19 protein-coding genes are annotated in these 20,220 nt (G+C 55.1%); 11 read left to right on the top strand and 8 right to left on the bottom strand.

From position 1 onward, the window contains the following. Positions 1–60: 60 nt before the first annotated feature. The 3 genes from IFU29_RS03020 to IFU29_RS03010 form a co-directional block, all read right to left on the bottom strand. Complete coding sequence (locus IFU29_RS03020) at positions 61–456, bottom strand: MAPEG family protein (RefSeq protein ID WP_191932602.1); 396 nt, start codon at positions 454–456, stop codon at positions 61–63. Between the two features lie 76 nt (positions 457–532). After that, a complete protein-coding gene (locus IFU29_RS03015; protein ID WP_191932601.1) occupies positions 533–1,357 on the bottom strand; it encodes a DUF72 domain-containing protein in 825 nt (274 codons plus the stop codon). 107 nt (positions 1,358–1,464) lie between these two features. Beyond that, positions 1,465–2,034, bottom strand: a complete 570-nt coding sequence (locus IFU29_RS03010) for a hydrolase (RefSeq protein WP_191933104.1) — start codon at positions 2,032–2,034, stop codon at positions 1,465–1,467. 311 nt (positions 2,035–2,345) lie between these two features. Between IFU29_RS03010 and aspS the strand changes: the two genes are divergently transcribed. The 6 genes from aspS to ruvB all read left to right on the top strand — a co-directional run bounded on the left by aspS (position 2,346) and on the right by ruvB (position 7,705). Continuing rightward, positions 2,346–4,133: an aspartate--tRNA ligase gene (gene aspS / locus IFU29_RS03005; protein WP_191932600.1), complete on the top strand. Its 1,788-nt coding sequence runs from the start codon at positions 2,346–2,348 to the stop codon at positions 4,131–4,133. Next, entirely contained in the window at positions 4,133–4,567 is a 435-nt protein-coding gene (gene nudB, locus IFU29_RS03000; RefSeq protein WP_191932599.1) for a dihydroneopterin triphosphate diphosphatase, read from the top strand. Before aspS ends, nudB begins: the two co-directional genes overlap by 1 nt. Positions 4,568–4,677: 110 nt before the next feature. Further along, on the top strand, positions 4,678–5,421 hold the full coding sequence (locus IFU29_RS02995; protein WP_191932598.1) for a YebC/PmpR family DNA-binding transcriptional regulator: 744 nt from the start codon (positions 4,678–4,680) through the stop codon (positions 5,419–5,421). Between the two features lie 31 nt (positions 5,422–5,452). Next, the gene (gene ruvC / locus IFU29_RS02990) at positions 5,453–5,974 is read left to right on the top strand and encodes a crossover junction endodeoxyribonuclease RuvC (RefSeq protein ID WP_118664008.1); all 522 of its coding nucleotides are present in this window, start codon (positions 5,453–5,455) and stop codon (positions 5,972–5,974) included. A gap of 96 nt (positions 5,975–6,070) precedes the next feature. Next, positions 6,071–6,685 carry a Holliday junction branch migration protein RuvA gene (gene ruvA, locus IFU29_RS02985; RefSeq protein WP_062746285.1) on the top strand — a complete coding sequence of 205 codons (615 nt, stop codon included), beginning with the start codon at positions 6,071–6,073 and terminating at the stop codon, positions 6,683–6,685. 12 nt (positions 6,686–6,697) lie between these two features. Next, positions 6,698–7,705, top strand: coding sequence for a Holliday junction branch migration DNA helicase RuvB (ruvB, locus tag IFU29_RS02980; RefSeq protein ID WP_191932597.1), 1,008 nt, complete (start codon positions 6,698–6,700; stop codon positions 7,703–7,705). A 93-nt stretch (positions 7,706–7,798) separates the two neighbouring features. On the opposite strand, the gene znuB is transcribed toward ruvB, so the two are convergent. Together znuB and znuC are read right to left on the bottom strand one after the other, a co-directional pair. Further along, complete coding sequence (gene znuB / locus IFU29_RS02975; protein ID WP_191932596.1) at positions 7,799–8,584, bottom strand: zinc ABC transporter permease subunit ZnuB; 786 nt, start codon at positions 8,582–8,584, stop codon at positions 7,799–7,801. Next, on the bottom strand, positions 8,577–9,335 hold the full coding sequence (znuC, locus tag IFU29_RS02970; protein ID WP_191933103.1) for a zinc ABC transporter ATP-binding protein ZnuC: 759 nt from the start codon (positions 9,333–9,335) through the stop codon (positions 8,577–8,579). The genes znuB and znuC overlap by 8 nt, the downstream gene beginning before the upstream one ends. Before the next feature lie 77 nt (positions 9,336–9,412). Here znuC and znuA point away from each other — a divergent pair, with 77 nt between their 5' ends. From znuA to lpxM, 3 genes are all read left to right on the top strand, one after another. Continuing rightward, positions 9,413–10,372 (top strand): zinc ABC transporter substrate-binding protein ZnuA, encoded by a 960-nt coding sequence (gene znuA / locus IFU29_RS02965; protein ID WP_191932595.1) that lies wholly within the window; start codon positions 9,413–9,415, stop codon positions 10,370–10,372. 12 nt (positions 10,373–10,384) lie between these two features. Continuing rightward, positions 10,385–11,710, top strand: coding sequence for a murein DD-endopeptidase MepM (gene mepM / locus IFU29_RS02960; protein ID WP_191932594.1), 1,326 nt, complete (start codon positions 10,385–10,387; stop codon positions 11,708–11,710). 135 nt (positions 11,711–11,845) lie between these two features. Continuing rightward, complete coding sequence (lpxM, locus tag IFU29_RS02955; protein WP_191932593.1) at positions 11,846–12,817, top strand: lauroyl-Kdo(2)-lipid IV(A) myristoyltransferase; 972 nt, start codon at positions 11,846–11,848, stop codon at positions 12,815–12,817. 45 nt (positions 12,818–12,862) lie between these two features. On the opposite strand, the gene IFU29_RS02950 is transcribed toward lpxM, so the two are convergent. Both IFU29_RS02950 and pyk read right to left on the bottom strand, forming a co-directional pair. Then, positions 12,863–14,089, bottom strand: a complete 1,227-nt coding sequence (locus tag IFU29_RS02950; protein ID WP_191932592.1) for an MFS transporter — start codon at positions 14,087–14,089, stop codon at positions 12,863–12,865. A 208-nt stretch (positions 14,090–14,297) separates the two neighbouring features. Further along, a complete protein-coding gene (pyk, locus tag IFU29_RS02945) occupies positions 14,298–15,779 on the bottom strand; it encodes a pyruvate kinase (protein WP_191932591.1) in 1,482 nt (493 codons plus the stop codon). A gap of 817 nt (positions 15,780–16,596) precedes the next feature. Between pyk and IFU29_RS02940 the strand changes: the two genes are divergently transcribed. Next, positions 16,597–17,193: a hypothetical protein gene (locus tag IFU29_RS02940; RefSeq protein WP_191932590.1), complete on the top strand. Its 597-nt coding sequence runs from the start codon at positions 16,597–16,599 to the stop codon at positions 17,191–17,193. A 77-nt stretch (positions 17,194–17,270) separates the two neighbouring features. Here the strand turns inward: IFU29_RS02940 and IFU29_RS02935 are convergent, their stop codons facing one another. After that, entirely contained in the window at positions 17,271–18,143 is an 873-nt protein-coding gene (locus IFU29_RS02935; RefSeq protein ID WP_191932589.1) for a MurR/RpiR family transcriptional regulator, read from the bottom strand. Between the two features lie 386 nt (positions 18,144–18,529). Between IFU29_RS02935 and zwf the strand changes: the two genes are divergently transcribed. Continuing rightward, on the top strand, positions 18,530–20,005 hold the full coding sequence (zwf, locus tag IFU29_RS02930) for a glucose-6-phosphate dehydrogenase (RefSeq protein WP_062746267.1): 1,476 nt from the start codon (positions 18,530–18,532) through the stop codon (positions 20,003–20,005). Positions 20,006–20,220: the final 215 nt, after the last annotated feature.

The raw sequence follows: 20,220 nt of genomic DNA, 5'->3' as shown, positions 1-20,220 counted from the left end.
GGAAAGGGCATATTCTGGCAGAAAGCGATGCGCGCTGCACCTTTTCTGCCAGCCTGACCGTCAGGAAAGGCCAAACACCAGGTCCCAGGGCAGGAACAGCAGATTGACCAGCACCATTCCTGCCAGCGACAGGAGCGTCAGGATCATCCCATTACGTCGCCACAGTACGGTGCGGCTGCGCAGGCCCCACGCATGCATCATGCGGCCAAAGAAGAAAAACAGGCCCAGCAGGTGCAGCATCCAGATATCGGCACCGTTCATCTCCATCATCACCAGCAAAAACATGGCGATGGGAATATTTTCTACCGCATTGCCGTGGATGCGAATGGCCAGCTGCAGATCGGAGACGCCGCCATCACCTATCGATACCCGGTACTGTCGACGCAAACGCACGACGTCGAGTAAAAACTTCAGGATAAACAGCGAACCAAGTACCACGTAAAGTGCACTGACCATCTCTCACTCCATGATGTAAGAATTATCTTGCCGAACAGGGTAGCGAAGAAACTTCAGGCTGTCGCCTGCCCGTCGATCAAAACAGCATCTCCTGCTGTGGCCAGTCGGGGACATCACCGATGCCGGGCACTGCCTGCCGCAGGGCAGGCCAGAGCGCGCGCACCAGATCGGGAGCGAAACCCACATCCGGTGTATGAATAAACAGCCAGGGCTGGCCCGCTGCACACCACTGCGGCAGACGCTGTACCCACGCCTCAAACCAGCCCGCATTGGCGGTGAGGTTATCACCTCCGATAAAGCGGATCATCGGCGCATCCGCCGTCATCACGGCGTGAACGGGCAACTTCGGTTTTTTACGCTGCGCTTCGATAATTGCCGGAGAGGAGGGAATGGCGCTGTGAACCCCACGCGTATCGAGGATCACCCGGTTAACACCGCGCTGATGCAGTCCGCGATTCAGCGTCTGCTCTGCCTCACCCTTGGCGAAAAATTCAGGGTGGCGTACCTCAACACCGTAGCGGAACGCCGCCGGCAGTCCGTCCAGAAACTGCCAGAGTGCGGGCAGGTCAGCGGGTGAAAACGCTGACGGCATCTGCAGCCAGAACTGCCCCATGCGATCGGCCAACGGGGCGAGCAGATCAAAAAATTCGGCGGTCAGATCGCCACACTGTCGCAGCGCCGCCTGATGGCTGATGGTGGCCGGAAATTTAAAACAGAAGCGGAAGTCATCATGGGTCATGGCCCGCCAGCGCTGAACCACCTCCGGGCGCGGTAGCGCATACAGCGTGGTGTTGCCTTCGACACAGTTAAAGTAGCGGGCATAATCTTCCAGGGTGGTCATCCCCAGCTTTTTCCATTGTGAGTGCTGCCACTGCGGCAGGCCGAGATACAACGGCGTCATCGCATTTCCTGTTTAGGTGAACTGCGGGCGACTGTAACGTGCGGAGAGGGAGGAGCGCAACACAGATTGCGGAGGAGGGTGACCGGTTCCCTCCGGTCGGGACTGCCCTATTTTAGCGCGGCTATAATCTCCTCACTCTGGCGAACGCGGGCAATGCGCGGGAAGATCCATTCGACGCTGGCGTGATGCTGTTCCGCCGTCGCGGTGCTGCAGATGTCCTCGGCAATCACCAGATTGAAGCCCATTTCCCAGGCATTGCGGGCGGTTGACTCCACGCCGATATTGGTGGCAATGCCGCCCAGCACAAGGGTGTCAATGCCGCGTCGGCGCAGCTGTAGTTCCAGGTCCGTGCCGTAAAATGCACCCCACTGGCGTTTGATAACGGACAGATCGCTGGCCTGGGCATTCAGTGCATCAGGGTAGTCCCACCAGTTGTCCGGCAGCGCATCGCCGGCATGGGCGGCATCCACCGGCTGTGTCAGCGCCTCCGCAAAATCGGCAGACCAGCCAACGCGAACCAGCACTACAGGAGCATTAACGGCGCGAAAATGCGCGGCCAGCGTGGCCGAGCGGCGGACGACGTCATCGGCGGAATGCGGAGCATGGCCGAAGGGCAGAATGCCTTCCTGCAGATCGATCAGAACCAGAGCGGTGGTGTTGGGGTTAAGTTTCACTATCAGAATCTCCGCGAGAGAGTGGGAAACCGTCAAGAGTACAAATAAAAGGCCTCAGGCGGCGATGAAAATGATGTCGGTAAAGCGCAGTGTTTTGTTAGCGGTTATGTCGTGGTGATGATGTTTTGTTAACCATCTGCTCCTGTGAGAGAGCATATCGAGTTTTTTCTGCCCCTTTCCCGCGCCGACAGCACTTATCCTGTGAGCCATTTTCCATTATAATGGCAGCCATTTTTCGCGGCAGCAGCGCTCCTCAGAGCAGGATATTGACCATAAAGCTGTGCCAGCAGCGCTGAAGTTAAAAGGATATCATTATGCGTACTGAGTATTGTGGGCAGATCAATCTGTCTCATGTAGGCCAGCAAGTGACACTGTGCGGTTGGGTTAACCGTCGCCGCGATCTCGGCAGCCTGATCTTTATTGATATGCGTGACCGTGAAGGCATCGTGCAGGTGTTCTTTGACCCGGATCGTCAGGAGGCCTTCAAACTGGCCTCTGAACTGCGTAACGAGTTCTGCATCCAGTTAACCGGCACCGTCCGTGCGCGCGATGAGAAGAACAAAAACAGCGATATGGCGACCGGCGAGATCGAAGTGTTCGCCACCGATCTGACCATCATCAACCGCTCTGAACCGCTGCCATTAGACTCCAATATGGCCAACAGCGAAGAAGCGCGTCTGAAGTATCGCTATCTTGACCTTCGTCGTTCGGACATGGCGAACCGCCTGAAAGCCCGTGCGAAAATCACCAGCTTTGTGCGCCGCTTTATGGACGAGCACGGTTTCCTGGATATCGAAACCCCGATGCTGACCAAGGCGACGCCGGAAGGTGCCCGTGACTATCTGGTGCCAAGCCGCGTACACAAAGGCAAGTTTTATGCGCTGCCACAATCACCTCAGCTGTTTAAACAGCTGCTGATGATGTCCGGCTTTGACCGTTACTATCAGATCGTAAAATGCTTCCGTGACGAAGATTTACGTGCGGATCGTCAGCCTGAATTTACCCAGATCGATGTGGAAACCTCCTTTATGACCGCACCGCAGGTGCGTGAAATCATGGAGCGTCTGGTACGCAACCTGTGGGTCGACGTGAAGTCAGTGGAGCTGGGTGACTTCCCGACCATGACCTTCGCAGAGGCGATGCGCCGTTATGGTTCCGATAAGCCTGACCTGCGTAACCCGATGGAGCTGGTGGACGTAGCCGATCTGGTGAAAGACGTCGAGTTTAGCGTCTTCTCCGGCCCGGCCAATGATGCCAAAGGCCGGGTGGCGACCCTGCGTGTACCGGGTGGCGCACAGCTGAGCCGCAAGCAGATTGACGACTACACCAAGTTTATCGAAATCTACGGGGCCAAAGGCCTGGCGTGGATGAAGGTCAACGAGCGGGCTAAAGGTCTGGACGGTGTCGCCAGCCCGGTTGCCAAGTTCCTCAATGCCGGGATTGTTGAAGAGATTCTGGCGCGTAACGGCGCTGCCGACGGGGACATCATCTTCTTCGGCGCGGGCAGTGCGAAAGTGGTGGCTGATGCGCTGGGTGCCCTGCGCCTGAAGCTGGGTCGCGATTTGAAAATCACCAACGAAGCTGCCTGGGCTCCGCTGTGGGTGGTTGACTTCCCGATGTTTGAAGAAGACGGTGAAGGTGGCCTGACGGCCATGCACCACCCGTTCACCGCGCCAAAAGAGATGACGCCGGACGAACTGAAAAATGCCCCGGAAACCGCTATCGCCAACGCTTACGACATGGTGATCAATGGTTATGAAGTGGGCGGTGGTTCCGTGCGTATCCATAACGGTCAGATGCAGCAGACCGTGTTTGGCATTCTCGGTATCACCGAGCAGGAGCAACGTGAGAAGTTTGGCTTCCTGCTGGATGCGCTGAAGTTCGGTACACCACCGCACGCCGGTCTGGCCTTTGGTCTGGACCGTCTGGTGATGCTGCTGACCGGCACCGATAATATTCGCGACGTCATCGCCTTCCCGAAAACCACCGCAGCGGCCTGTCTGATGACCGAAGCGCCAAACTTTGCTAACCCGGCCTCGCTGGCCGAGCTGGGCATTGAAGTGGTGAAGAAAGTGAAAGATCAGCCGTCAGAGAACGAATAATGGCGTTTAAGCATCCGGTTTCGGTTCTGGTGGTGATCTATGCCCTGGATACCCGGCGGGTGCTGATGTTGCAGCGACGTGATGATGTGGACTTCTGGCAGTCGGTCACCGGCAGCCAGGAGCCCGGTGAAAGTCTGCTACAGACCGCACAGCGGGAAGTACAGGAAGAGATCGGAATTGATATTAACGCCGGACAGCTCACATTCGAGGACTGCCAGCGTCATATAGAATTCGAAATCTTTGCGCACTTTCGCCACCGCTATGCGCCGGAGACCACCCACAACCGGGAACACTGGTTTACGCTGGCGCTGCCTGTGGAATGCGACATCACATTGAGCGAGCATCTGGCCTTTCAGTGGCTGGATGCCCCGGCCGCCGCCGCGCTCACCAAGTCCTGGAGTAACCGCCAGGCAATTGAAGAATTCGTAGTGTAATTTTTGTTTTTTATCTTTTGAACTTAGCCAAACGTTCAGGCGTCTGTCGGTGCAGCGAGATTGCAGCCAGCAAGACAGCCTGTTCAGCGTTGATTTGGAGACAAGAGTAAATGGCAGGACATAGTAAATGGGCGAACACCAAGCACCGCAAGGCTGCTCAGGATTCCAAACGCGGTAAAATCTTCACCAAAATCATTCGTGAGCTGGTGACGGCCGCCAAACTGGGCGGCGGTGATGCAAACTCTAACCCGCGCCTGCGCGCGGCAATGGACAAAGCCCTGTCGAACAACATGACCCGTGACACCATGAACCGTGCTATTGCGCGCGGCGTGGGCGGTGACGATGACAGCAACATGGAAACCATCATCTATGAAGGCTACGGCCCGGGCGGCACCGCTGTCATGGTTGAGTGCCTGAGTGACAACCGCAACCGTACCGTGTCTGAAGTGCGTCATGCCTTCACCAAAACCGGTGGCAATCTGGGCACCGATGGTTCCGTGGCGTACCTCTTCACCAAAAAAGGGGTGATCACGTTCGCACCGGGCCTGGAGGAAGATACGGTGATGGACGCTGCGCTGGAAGCGGGTGCGGACGACGTGATGACCTGGGACGATGGCACGATCGATGTGTATACCGCCTGGGAAAATCTGGGCGCGGTCAAAGAGGCGCTGGAAGCGGCGGGTCTGAAGGCAGAAAGTGCCGAAGTCACTATGATCCCGTCCACCAAGGCGGATATGGATGCCGAAACCGCACCTAAACTGCTGCGTCTGATTGATATGCTGGAAGACTGCGACGACGTGCAGGAGGTTTACCATAATGGTGAAATTTCTGACGAGGTAGCGGAAACCCTGTGATACACCGACCATCACATCTGGTGAGCGCGTAATGGCTATTATTTTGGGGATCGACCCCGGTTCGCGCATCACCGGTTACGGTGTGATCCGGCAGGTGGGGCGGCAGTTAACCTATCTGGGCAGCGGTTGTATTCGTACCAGTGTGACTGATTTGCCGACGCGGCTGAAGCTGATTTATGCCGGAGTCAGCGAAATCATCACCCAGTTTCAGCCTGAGTTCTTCGCGATAGAGCAGGTCTTTATGGCGAAGAATGCGGACTCTGCGCTCAAGCTGGGGCAGGCACGGGGGGCGGCTATCGTGGCCGCCGTCAACCAGGATTTGCCGGTGTTCGAGTATGCCGCGCGCCAGGTTAAGCAGACCGTGGTGGGCATCGGCAGCGCCGAGAAAAGCCAGGTGCAGCACATGGTGCGGACGCTGCTTAAGCTGCCCGCCAATCCGCAGGCAGATGCGGCGGATGCGCTGGCGATTGCCATTACGCACTGCCACCTGAGCCAGAATGTTAACCGCATTGGTGAGGGAAAACTGAACCTTGCGCGCGGCCGCCTAAGTTAGCAGCGGAAGAGCGCGAATCAAAATCAGGCTGGATATTCATCCAGCCTTTTTTATGCTATAAACTCCACTCTGAATAGTTATCTGAAGGAAGCGAATGTGATAGGTCGTCTGAGAGGCATTATCCTGGAAAAACAGCCGCCTGTAGTGTTGCTGGAAGCCGGCGGTGTGGGTTATGAGGTGCAGATGCCAATGACCTGTTTTTATGAGCTTCCCGACCTCAATCAAGAAGCGATTATTTTTACGCACTTTGTGGTTCGTGAAGATGCGCAGCTGCTGTTTGGCTTCAACAGTAAACCGGCGCGTGCGCTGTTCCGTGAGCTGATTAAGGTCAACGGCGTCGGGCCGAAGCTGGCGCTGGCGATCCTCTCCGGCATGTCTTCCCAGCAGTTCGTCACCGCCGTTGAACGCGAAGAGATCGCCGCGCTGGTCAAACTGCCGGGCGTGGGTAAGAAAACTGCCGAACGCTTAGTTGTGGAGATGAAAGACCGCTTCAAAGGGATGCACGGCGATCTGTTTGCCACCGATGCGCCGTTTGCGCTCACCAGCGAAATGCCGGCCGAAGCCGCTAATGATGCTGAAAGCGAAGCCGTCTCTGCGCTGGTCGCCCTGGGCTACAAGCCTCAGGAAGCCAGCCGCATGATCAGTAAGGTAGGTAAACCGACCGCTGACTGCGAAACACTGATCCGCGAAGCCCTGCGCGCTGCTATTTAACTGAGGTAGAGCATGATTGAAGCCGATCGCCTCGTTTCCGCCGGGGTTGTTACCGAAGAAGAAGTCATTGATCGCGCCATTCGCCCGAAAATGCTGGCGGAGTATGTCGGCCAGCCGGTGGTGCGCGAACAGATGGAGATCTTCATTGAAGCCGCTAAAAATCGCGGTGATGCGCTCGACCATCTGCTGATTTTCGGCCCACCGGGCCTGGGGAAAACCACGCTGGCGAACATTGTCGCCAACGAGATGGGCGTGAATCTGCGGACCACCTCCGGGCCGGTGCTGGAGAAAGCAGGCGATCTGGCGGCTATGCTGACCAACCTCGAACCGCACGACGTGCTGTTTATCGATGAGATCCACCGGCTGTCACCGGTGGTGGAAGAAGTCCTCTATCCGGCTATGGAAGATTATCAGCTGGATATTATGATTGGTGAGGGGCCGGGCGCCCGGTCAATCAAGCTCGACCTGCCGCCGTTCACCCTGATTGGGGCCACCACCCGCGCCGGATCTCTGACCTCGCCGCTGCGTGACCGCTTTGGTATTGTGCAGCGCCTGGAGTTTTACCGGGTGGAAGACCTGCAGCATATCGTCGGCCGCAGTGCTTCCTGCCTGGGGTTGCCGCTGAGCGATGACGGCGCACTGGAAATCGCCCGCCGTGCCCGGGGAACGCCGCGTATTGCTAACCGACTGCTGCGGCGGGTGCGCGACTTTGCCGAGGTTCGTGCCGCCGGTAATATGAGCGGTGACGTTACCTCAAAGGCGCTGGATATGCTGAGTGTCGATACCGAAGGCTTTGACTATATGGACCGTAAGCTGCTGCTGGCGATCATCGATAAGTTCATGGGGGGGCCAGTGGGGCTGGATAACCTGGCGGCAGCAATCGGTGAAGAGCGCGAAACCATTGAGGACGTGCTGGAGCCGTATCTGATCCAGCAGGGGTTTATTCAACGCACCCCGCGTGGCCGTATGGCGACCGGGCATGCGTATAAACACTTTGGCATCACCCGCGAAGAGCAGTAGGTAGCGAACCCCGGGTACGAGGCGACCGGAAAAAGGTCTCCTCCCGGGAGGGAGAGGGGCTGCCCTTTTTCGGTCAGCCCGCCACCATCCTGATCACACCGCCGGCTTCTTCACCATACTGATGATAAACATCACTGCCGCGCCCAGTACCACGGACGGGCCGGCTGGCGTATCGTAAAACGCTGAGAACGTCAGACCCGCCGTCACCGCCAGAATACCGAACACTACGGCCAGCGCCGCCATCTGCTCAGGTGAACGGGCGAAGCGCCGGGCGGTCGCCGCCGGGATAATCAGCAGGGAAGTAATAATCAGTGCCCCGACAAACTTCATGGCAACGCCGATGGTCAGCGCGGTGATCAGCATCAGGATCATTTTCGTGCGCTGAATATTGACGCCATCGACCTGTGCCAGGTCAGGACTGATGGTGAGCGACAGCAGCGCGCGCCACTGCCAGGTCAGCAGCAGCAGCACCACGACCACGCCTGCCACAATTGTCCACAGGTCAGTGGGGGTCACCGCCAGCAAATCGCCAAACAGATAGGCCATCAGGTCTACCCGCACGTCGGACATCAGGCTGACGACCACCATACCCAGCGACAGCGCACTGTGCGCCATGATCCCCAGCAGCGTATCAATGGCCAGGTGAGGACGCCGCTCCAGCCAGACCAGCACCAGCGACAGCAGCAGCGTCACGGCGATCACCGCGTAAAAAGGGCTGACGTTAAGCAGCAGACCAAAGGCCACCCCCAGCAGTGAGGCATGCGCCAGCGTATCGCCAAAATAGGACATGCGCCGCCAGACGACAAACGAACCCAGCGGCCCGGCGGCCAGAGCCAGCAGGACGCCCGCCAGCCAGCCCGGTAATAACAGTTCAATCATGACGGCCCGTTCCTTTGCGCAGGATAATTCGTCCCTGAAGATCGTGACGGTGGTTGTGATGGTGACGATAAATGGCCAGCTGCTCCGCGCCGCGCGGGCCGAACATCGAAATAAATTCAGGGTGTCGGGAAACGGCCTCCGGGGTGCCGGAACAGCAGATATGATGATTGAGGCACAGTACCTCGTCGGTTTTAGCCATCACCAGGTGCAGGTCATGGGACACCATCAGCACGCCGCAGTTCAGCTCGCGGCGCAGCTGGTCAATCAGGTCGTACAGCGCAACCTGACCATTCACGTCCACGCCCTGTGTCGGTTCATCCAGCACCAGCAGCTGCGGCTGATTAAGCAGCGCCCGCGCCAGCAGGACGCGCTGCATCTCCCCGCCTGACAGTTTCTGCAGCGGGTACTCCAGAAGCTGTGCGGCCTGGACTCGCTTCAGCGCCGGCAAAATATCCCCGCGCTTTACCCCTGGGCGCAGGCGCATAAAACGGTCGACGGTCAGGGGCAGGGTGACATCAAGGTGGATTTTTTGCGGCACGTAGCCGATGCGTAGCTGCGCCGGACGCAGCACAGTGCCGGTGGTGGGTGCAATCAGCCCCAGTACCACGCGCACCAGCGTCGATTTGCCCGCGCCGTTCGGCCCCAACAGAGTCAGGATACGCCCGGGCTGCAGCGAGAGTGAAACGTCGGACAACACGCGGCGCTGACCGAAGCTCACAGAAATTTTATCAAGAGCAATCAAAGATGACATGTTCATTACGGGTTGCAGAAATTTACGGATGTTATAATATCACAATCCATCGACACTTCACGATGGATTGAATCATTATGTTACATAAAAAAACGCGTGTATTTTCAACGCTGGCTGGCCTGAGTATCGCCGCTTCGCTTGCCCTTCCTGCCAAGGCCGATGTTGTGGCCTCCGTTAAGCCCGTCGGCTTTATTGCAGCAGCCATCGCTGATGGTGTCACCCCGGTACAGGTTCTGCTACCCGATGGCGCTTCCGAACATGATTACGCCTTACGTCCTTCTGACATTAAACGCTTGAAGAGCGCGGATTTAGTCGTCTGGGTGGGCCCGGAAATGGAAGCCTTTATGACCAAATCCGCCGCCGCTTTACCTGCCGGCAGGAACGTACAAATGAGCGATCTTCCCGGGGTGAAACCCCTGTTGCTCAAAGGTGGAGAAGACGAAGAAGAAGAAGAACATGAGGGGCATTCAGGGCACTCACATGGGGCAGCTGACAGCCACGATCACCACCACCACGGTGAATATAATATGCATCTGTGGATGTCCCCGGAAATTTCGAAGAAAACTGCGATTGCAATCCATGCAAAATTATTGGAACTTATGCCGCAAAGCAAGGACAAACTAGACGCAAACCTGCAGCACTTTGAGGCAGAACTGGCGTCAGCCGATGCGAAAATCAGTAATCAGTTGGCCCCGGTGAAAGGGAAAGGGTATTTCGTTTTTCATGATGCTTACACCTACTTTGAAAAACACTTCGGTCTGACCCCATTAGGTCATTTTACCGTCAACCCTGAAATCCAGCCCGGCGCACAACGTTTACATCAAATACGAACACAGTTGGTTGAGCAAAAAGCGACCTGCGTTTTTGCTGAGCCACAATTCAGGCCGGCCGTGATTGAAGCCGTTGCCAGAGGGACCACCGTGCGTTCGGGCACACTGGATCCACTCGGGACGGACATCACCCCAGGTAAAGACAGCTATGTGACATTCCTCTCACAGCTGTCCAGCCAGTATGCGAGCTGCCTGAAAGGAGAATAGAGGATCATTTAAGTGCAGCAGATATCCCGCGCTGTCGCCCTGGCGTTTAATAACCTTCCGCGGCCCCATCGCATTATGTTGGGGTCTTTGACCGTGGTGACGCTGGCCGTCACCCTGTGGCGGCCTTACGTTTATCATCCGGGTAATGAAAGCCCCATTGTCAAAACGGTCGAACTCGAAAAAAACCAGTTACGAACCCTTCTTCCGGAAGCCAGCGAACCGATAGATCAGGACACCCCTTCTCCGGCTGACGACCTGCCCAAAGATGAAATTGACGAAGATGTTGCTGACGAAAGCGGCACGCACGATTACGTCATTTCTACCGGTGATACCCTGAGCAGCGTACTTAACCAGTACGGCATTGATATGTCTGATATCAGCCAACTGGCGAAGAGCGATAAAGATCTGCGTAATCTGCAAATTGGTCAGCAGCTCTCATGGACGCTGAACGATAACGGTGAACTGCAACGCGTGACCTGGGAAGTGTCCCGCCGTGAAACCCGGACTTACGATCGTTCGGGTAACGGCTTCAAACCCTCATCGGTGATGCAAAAAGGCGAATGGCAGAACAACGTTCTGAAAGGCGTTGTTAACGGCAGCTTTGTCAGCAGCGCGAAAAAAGCGGGTCTCACCAGCAGTGAAATCAGTTCGGTGATCAAGTCACTGCAGTGGCAGATGGATTTTCGTAAGCTGCGTAACGGCGATCAGTTCTCCGTTCTGATGTCGCGTGAAGTGTTGGACGGTAAGAACGAGCAGAGCGAACTGGTCGGCGTACGACTGAACAGCGGCGGCAAGGATTACTATGCTATCCGTGCCGAGGACGGCAAGTTCTACGATCGTAATGGCTCCGGGCTGGCGCAGGGCTTTATGCGTTTCCCGACGGTGAAACAGTATCGCGTGTCATCGAACTTTAATCCGCGTCGTGTAAACCCGGTAACAGGTCGCGTTGCGCCGCATAAAGGCGTGGACTTCGCCATTCCGGTTGGAACGCCGGTGCTGGCCGTGGGTGACGGTGAAGTGATTGTGGCTAAACGCAGCGGCGGGGCAGGTAACTACGTTGCTATCCGTCATGGCCGCCAGTATATGACACGCTACATGCACCTGAAAAAACTGCTGGTCAAACCGGGTCAGAAAGTTAAACGTGGCGACCGGATTGCTCTTTCCGGTAACACCGGGCGGTCTACCGGGCCACATCTGCACTTTGAAATCTGGATCAATAATCAGGCCGTTAACCCACTGACGGCGAAAATGCCGCGTATGGAAGGTCTGTCCGGTAAAGACCGCCGCGATTACATCGCTAAAGTCCGTGACGTCGTGCCACAGTTACGCTTTAAGTAACCTTGCTGCACCATAAAAAAGCCGATGGGTGATGCCATCGGCTTTTTTTTAGTGAAAAATGAGCATTCTTGCCAATAACTTTGCAAAATGCCTCGTCAGCACTATCATAAGCCCGTTATTGTCCGAGGCGAGTGCATGGAAAACACAAAAAAAAGTCAGATTGAATTTATACCCACTTTTAAAAGAAGTTTTTTATTACCGCGTTACTGGGGAAGCTGGTTGGGCGTAGGCGCGTTTGTTGGTCTCGCCCTGTTAACACCGCGTGTGCGGGATCCCCTGCTGGGCTCGCTTGGCCGGCTGGCGGGAAAATTCGCCCGCAGCGCACGTCGTCGTGCGCAGATCAACCTGCTGTACTGCATGACTGATAAATCCGAAAGCGAGCGCGAAGCGATCATCGATGAGATGTTTGCCGTCGCCCCGCAGTCGATGGCGATGATGGCCGAACTGGCCCTGCGCCCGGAACACGCTAAAAAGCGCATCCGCTGGCACGGCAGAGAAATTATCGAAGAACTACAGCGTGACGGGAAAAATGTCATTTTTCTCGTGCCTCACGCCTGGGCTGTTGACCTGCCTGCGATGGTACTGGCGTCTGAGGGGCAGCCGATGGCGGCCATGTTCCACAACCAGAGTAACCCGGTGATGGATTATGTCTGGAACCGTGTGCGCCGCCGTTTTGGCGGGCGTATGCACGCGCGCAACGACGGGATCAAACCCTTTATTATGTCTATCCGCCAGGGATACTGGGGCTATTACCTGCCTGACCAGGATCACGGCGCGGAGCAGAGTGAGTTTGTTGAATTCTTTGATACCTATAAGGCTACGCTGCCTGCGGTAGGGAGAATGATGAAAGTCTGTCGCGCGAAAGTTGTGCCGTTATTCCCGTCCTATGACAGTAAAACCCATTGTCTGGACATCTACCTGCGACCGCCGATGGACGACCTGCCAGATGCTGATGATGTCTCTCAGGCCCGCCGACTGAATGAAGAGGTGGAAGTCTTTGTCCGTCCTCATCCGGAACAGTACACCTGGATCCTGAAGCTGCTGAAAACCCGTAAGCCGGGTGAGAAAGAGCCGTACGATCGCCAGGAGCTTTATCCAAAGAAGTGACAGGCAAAACAGGGGGCAACACTTCTGCCCGTTACCCCCTGTTTTTCAGTTAAGTACCGACCGGCGCTGCCACTCCTTTAGAAAGCCCCTCACCAGAATAAACCACACGACGCCAAAGGCCAGGTTGACCAGGCTGAACGCGCGGGACCCGTCGCTGAAATAAGCAAATTTCGCCAGTTCGATCCCCAGAGCAAAGACCAGAATACTGATCATGCCGAGCATGGCGGCCACGCTGCCTTTTCCTGCCTCGCTGGAAAAAAGCGTCAGGCGATAGAGCCCGGCGTTGACCAGCCCGGTACCAAAGCCGTACAGGCTCAGTCCGGCCGTGAGCCAGAGATAGCTGTGATTATCGATCGCCGAGGCCAGCGCAGCGATGCCCAGACCCAGCAGGATTGGCCAGGCCCCGAAGCGCAGTGGGCGATCGATGGGCAAGCGTGATGCCAGCTTACCCAGCGTCAGGTTACCGGCGATCATCGCCACAAACACCGGCAGTTGCAGCAGGGCATAATCAAGACGGGACAGCCCCTCATCATGGATCAGGATCACCGGTGAGAGCGCCACCCAGGCGAGGCACGGGATGCTCACCAGGCCGATAGCCAGAGAGCCGCTCATTACCTGACGATCTTTAAACAGCGCCAGATAGCCTTTACCCAGGGACGACAGGGAGATCGAAACCTGCTTATCCCCGGCGGTTTCTGGCATGGTTCGCCACAGTCCGACCAGGGCGACAGCGGTGACGATAGCGAACAGCCAGAACATCGTGCGCCAGTCGCCGATTTCCAGGAAGGCCGCACCGGCCAGCGGGCCCGCCAGGGGAGCCAGCAAGGCGACGTTGGCCATCAACGCCATCATTCGCACGCTCAGGGCTTCATTGAAGGCCTCCTGAATGGCGGCATAGCCCACAGCGCCGATAAAGCACAGGCTGATCCCCTGCAGAAAGCGCAGCAGAATGAATTGCTCAATGCTCTGTACCCAGTGGGTGGCCATGCAGGTGAGCATAAAGAAGGTGACGCCTGCCAGCATCACCGGCCGGCGTCCCAGTTTGTCCGACAGCGGCCCCAGCAGCCACTGTAAAACAATGCCGCCGACCAGATAGGCCGTCAGCGAGGCCGAAACCCACTCCGGCCCCACACCAAATTCACGGGTGACCAGCAGCATTCCCGGCTGGATCATATCGTGAGCAATATAGGTCGCAAATTCGAACAAAACTAATGACAGGGGAAAAATAAGGTGCCGACGGGTAAGGGTCGACACGGGGACATATGACGCCATTCTGGCTCCCTCCAGGGTATGTCAAAACGTTCAAAACGTGCAGTCGCCTGAACAGGCTCGCTAACATACCGCATTTTCACCTGTGCAGACTGCACTAATGTGAATAAAAGCGTGATGACAGCGCACGGACAGGGCGACAGAAAAACGAGGGGGAAAGAGGAGGACACTTCCTGCCCGGGCTGACAGTGCCCGGGCAGGTCACAGCGTATTATTCAACGCGCAGCACGCGGCTGGTGTTGGTTGTACCCGTGGTGCTCATCACATCGCCCTGAGTGACGATAACCAGATCGCCTGACATCAGGAATCCTTTCTCACGCAGCAGGTTGACCGCATCGTGTGCCGCCGCCACGCCGTCGCTGTTGCTGTCGAAAAACACCGGCGTCACGCCACGATACAGTGCAGTGAGGTTCAGCGTGCGCTCGTGGCGCGACATGGCAAAAATCGGCAGGCCGGAGGTGATACGTGAAGTCATCAGCGCGGTACGGCCGGATTCGGTCATGGTAATAATCGCGGTGACACCCTGCAGATGGTTCGCCGCATACATGGCCGACATCGCGATGGCTTCTTCGATATTATCGAACTGCACGTCAAGGCGGTGCTTGGAGACGTTGATGCTGGGGATCTTCTCCGCGCCCAGGCAAACCTTCGCCATGGCAGAGACGGTTTCGGCGGGATACTGACCTGCTGCCGTTTCCGCTGACAGCATCACCGCATCGGTGCCATCGAGCACGGCGTTGGCCACGTCCATGACTTCCGCACGGGTTGGCATCGGGTTAGTGATCATCGACTCCATCATCTGGGTGGCGGTAATGACGGAACGGTTCAACTGGCGGGCGCGGCGAATAAGGGCTTTCTGGATCCCGACCAGCTCAGGGTCGCCAATTTCAACGCCCAGGTCACCCCTGGCGACCATCACCACATCCGAGGCCAGAATAATGTCATCCATCGCTTCCTGGCTGGCTACGGCTTCTGCGCGCTCTACCTTGGAGACAATCATGGCCTCACAGCCAGCTTCGCGCGCCAGACGGCGGGCATAGTGCAGATCTTCACCACAGCGCGGGAAGGATACCGCCAGATAGTCGACGCCAATTTTAGCGGCGGTCAGAATATCCGCTTTGTCTTTTTCCGTCAGGGCTTCGGCCGACAGGCCACCGCCCAGCTTGTTAATCCCTTTGTTATTGGACAGTGGGCCACCGACGGTCACTTCGGTAAACACTTTCATGCCCTGAACTTCCAGCACTTTCAGCTGAACGCGGCCGTCGTCGAGCAGCAGAATATCACCAGGAACAACGTCAGCTGGCAGGCCTTTGTAGTCGATGCCGACTTTCTCACGGTCGCCTTCGCCTTTACCCAGGCTGGCATCCAGCAGGAAGCGCTCACCAATATTCAGGAAAACTTTGCCTTCTTTAAAGGTCGATACACGGATCTTCGGGCCTTGTAAGTCCCCCAGAATAGCCACGTGGCGGCCGAGTTTAGCGGCAATTTCACGCACTTTATCCGCACGCATCTGGTGATCTTCGGCGGTGCCATGCGAGAAGTTCAAACGAACGACGTTGGCGCCGGCAGCGATGACTTTTTCAAGGTTATTATCGCGATCGGTGGCGGGGCCCAGTGTGGTGACAATCTTGGTTCTTCTGAGACGTCTTGAGGTGGACTTTGGGATTACGGCTGGAGACGACTGGTTAATCATTTAGGGTACACCTTTTGTGAATTGTTATGTCGAATCTATGACTAAATATACTCGTCTGTGTCGCAAGGTCTGTCAGCTCTCTTGGGCACATAAGAGGATAAACAGGCGGGCTGACCACGGCAAGACACATGTCAGATTCCATCATGCCATAGCCGCACCTCATATCACAATCTGTCCGCTCGTTAAACAGAGAGCGTTTCAACCGTCATAACGATGATAAAAATTCTAACTTATGTGCCAAACATCTCTGGCCGGATGCTGGCGACTTGTGGATGCCTACATCGGTTTATCAAGTGAAAGCTGTAAATTTCAGACGGGATTGCGTCAAAAAAACCAGCATAACGTGCTTAACGTTATGAAAAAAAATAAGTGCTGAAGGGTTTTAATCTCTTTGATGCCCACTTTTATATTAGAGCTTTCAATATGGTATTTTTTTGATTTAATATGTCTCTTTCTGATTTGTATTTTCTCCATTATTTCATCCTGCGCCAGGCTAAACTTTAAGTGATTAAACGCTTTTCAGAAAAGCATTCAGCCTTTATGATTAACGAAGAAATATATTTATTCTGGGGCGTGTGTTTTAACTTAAAAGATTTTATCATTAGGTGATGTATGAATTTTAAAAGGTTTTTTTAATTTTAATTATGATGATATTTTTTATTAAAGGTGCAGGTGCCGGGATGGTTCCTATCTATAATAATATGGATCATCGACTTGTTGAGAGTGAAGGATTGCACCGGGTCGCCTACGGGATGCCAACGTTTATTGACGTGGGGCCATGGACAGAGAGACCGCTGGGAAGTCGTGATTTTTTCAAATGATGATTTTTAAAAACATAAACGGCAAGGAGGTTTCAAGCGGCAGAGGTACATTTGTTGCACAACCTAAAGATAACCCTGCTATGAAGACCGTCGGGGACCTGTTAGTTTACGGTGCCAATAAAGTATATGCAGATTCCCCAGGCGATTACGTTTTCTTCGGAACTCAGCCCAATGATGGTACTAACTACTGTATTGCTGCAACGGTATATTCATACGATCTGGTTCAATATACGTATGCCCCCGGAACCTGCCGGTATCTACCTGCATACCCCTCTGAATGTAAAATACTGACTTCCGAAATAGTGCTCGACCACAAAACGGTTGTGGTGGACAGAATGGCAGAGTCCATAGCGGAAAGTAATTTATGGGTTAACTGTACACTAAAAGGGACCGTTCAGTTTTCGTTATCGGACAGAAAGACCACGCTGGATATTGGCGGTGGTACCTCCACCATTAGCATCAACAATAAGCCCCTGCTGAACTATATTGATGTGCAGGCGGGTGATAACTATTTGAAAATCACCTCTGAACTGAAAAATGTTCAGCCAGGTCAGTGGCAGTCGAGCGCTGTTCTGATAGTCAATGTCGTTTAGCTGTCGCAGACTCTGGATAACAAAGCGGGGCAACAGAGTTTGCCCCGCCGGTCTGCCATCAATAAGAAGATGTCATACTACGGACCAGCAAGGCGTGAGAGCGCGCTGTCTTTATCAAACCGGGACTCCCGCAGTGCCTCTTTCACCCGTTTGAGATTATCACGAAATTTTTCACCGCGACGCAGAGTAAAACCGGTGGCCAGCACGTCAATCAGCGTGAGCTGCGCCAGGCGGGAAACCATCGGCATATAAATATCGGTATCTTCAGGAACGTCCAGCGTTAGGGCTAAGGTTGCTTCACGGGCCAGAGGAGAGTCAGGGGAGGTGATGGCCAGCACGCTGGCATCATTTTCCCGCGCCATCATCGCCAGTTCAACCATACTTTTGGTCCGGCCGGTATGGGAAATCAGCACCATTACGTCGCCTTCTCCGCTATTCATACAGCTCATGCGCTGCATGACAATATCATCAGAATAGATCACCGGCACATTGAAACGAAAAAATTTATTCATTGCATCATGCGCCACGGCGGCAGAGGCCCCGAGGCCAAAGAAAGCGATTTTTTTCGACTGGGTCAGCAGGTCCACGGCGCGATTGACGGCACCAGTATCCAGGCCCTGCCTGACCCGATCCAGTCCGGCCATTGCCGATTCGAAAATTTTCCCGGAATATGACTCCACGGTGTCGTTTTGTTCGACGTGGCGGCTGACATAGGGCGTTCCGCTGGCGAGGCTCTGCGCCAGCTGCAGTTTAAAGTCCGGGAAGCCTTTCGTTTTCAGTCGGTGACAGAAACGGTTCACCGTCGGTTCACTGACCGCCGCTGTGCGGGCCAGCAGGGCAATACTGGAATGCATCGCCGTGGCAGGAGAACCGAGGATAACCTCGGCCACTTTCCGTTCTGACTTGCTCAGATTTTCCAGCTCTGCGTGGATTTTTTCCAGCATATTCATAGCGCTACCTGTTCATACATTCTGACGATTTCAATCAAAGGAGAAATCGATGTCATTTTGTAGAGAATATACAATGCACGACAGCCCGGGTGGCAGTAGCATAACGACATTCATTGACATTTATTGCCAGAGTTTGAGCTGTGTCTGATTTTCAGAATGGTAAGAACAGTAACAAAAATGACGAAAAATTACGCATAAACTGCTGGCCGACCGGGGAAGGTTGCCTCTAAATTAAGCACTGACTGAATACATTGTGCCGCAGCGGCTTCGTCTGGTTTACGCGGAGCAGGCAAAAGCAGTACATTGTATTGAAACAAAATTACAATAAGAGTCTGTCCGACTACGGAATTTCAGGGACAGGCTAATCCTGCAACGAGGAGAATGAAATGGCGGTTACACAAACAGCCCAGGCATGCGATCTGGTGATTTTCGGTGCCAAAGGCGATCTCGCGCGCCGGAAACTGTTGCCCTCACTGTACCAACTGGAAAAAGCCGGTCAGATTCATGAAGATTCCCGCATTATCGGCGTAGGTCGTGCCGAGTGGGATAAGGCTGCCTATACCAAAGTGGTACGCGAGGCACTGGAAACCTTTATGAAGGAGAAAATCGACGAAGCGCTGTGGGACAAACTCAGCAACCGCCTCGATTTCTGCAACCTGGATGTCAATGACAGCGGTCATTTCCCCCGCCTTGGTAAGATGCTTGACCAGAAGAAACGCGTCACCATTAACTACTTTGCGATGCCGCCAAGCACCTTTGGTGCAATCTGTAAAGGCCTGGGCCAGGCAAAGCTGAACGCCAGTCCGGCGCGTGTCGTGATGGAAAAACCACTGGGTACCTCGCTGGCCACCTCGCAGGAAATCAACGACCAGGTGGGTGAATACTTCGAAGAAAACCAGGTGTTCCGTATTGACCATTACCTGGGTAAAGAGACGGTGCTCAACCTGCTGGCACTGCGCTTTGCCAACTCCCTGTTCGCCTCCAACTGGGATAACCGCACCATTGACCACGTGCAGATCACCGTGGCGGAAGAAGTGGGCATCGAAGGCCGTTGGGGTTACTTTGACCAGGCCGGTCAGATGCGCGACATGATCCAGAACCACCTGTTACAGGTGCTGACCATGGTCGCCATGTCGCCACCGGCCGACCTGTCTGCGGATCGTATTCGTGACGAGAAGGTGAAAGTGCTGCGCTCCCTGCGCCGCATTGACCACACTAACGTGCGCGAAAAAACGGTGCGCGGTCAGTACACTTCCGGTTTTGTGCAGGGCAAAAAAGTGCCGGGCTATCTGGAAGAAGAGGGCGCGAATAAATCCAGCACCACGGAAAGCTTCGTCTCTATCCGCGTGGATATCGACGACTGGCGCTGGGCGGGGGTTCCTTTCTATCTGCGTACCGGCAAACGCCTGCCGGCCAAGTGTTCAGAAGTCGTGGTTTATTTCAAAAACCCGGCGCTGAACCTGTTTAAAGAAACCTGGCAGGAACTGCCACAGAACAAACTGACTATTCGTCTGCAGCCGGACGAAGGCATGGACATTCAGATCCTCAACAAAGTGCCAGGGTTGGATCACAAACACAATCTGCAAACCACTAAGCTGGATCTGAGCTTCTCCGAAACCTTCAATCAGTCACATCTGGCAGATGCCTACGAGCGGCTGCTGCTGGAAACGATGCGCGGTATTCAGGCGCTGTTCGTGCGTCGTGATGAAGTGGAAGAAGCCTGGAAGTGGGTCGACTCCATCATGGATGCGTGGGCATCGGATAAAGAGCCACCGAAGCCTTATCAGGCGGGCACCTGGGGGCCGGTGGCCTCCGTGGCCATGATCACCAGGGACGGTCGCTCGTGGAATGAAATCGAGTAATCCGCTCTGACAGAAGAAACCCGCTACGGCGGGTTTTTTTTATGAGCAAAATAGTGATTTATAAAAATTGAACCTGCATTTTAAAAAAGACAAGGATGACATGGACGCTCGCGGGGGTTCTCCTGTATGGTAGAGGACGCAATCACTTCCTGACGCCAGGCGCGTCACTTTTGCCTGCTACGCTCCGCCAGGACGGAAGGCAGGCCAGACAGGAG

This window comes from Erwinia persicina, from assembly GCF_014838825.1.
In the GTDB taxonomy this organism is placed as follows: Bacteria; Pseudomonadota; Gammaproteobacteria; order Enterobacterales; family Enterobacteriaceae; genus Erwinia; species Erwinia persicina_A.
The sequence above is the reverse complement of the archived record's forward strand: the minus strand, read 5'-3'. Positions and strand labels throughout refer to the sequence as shown.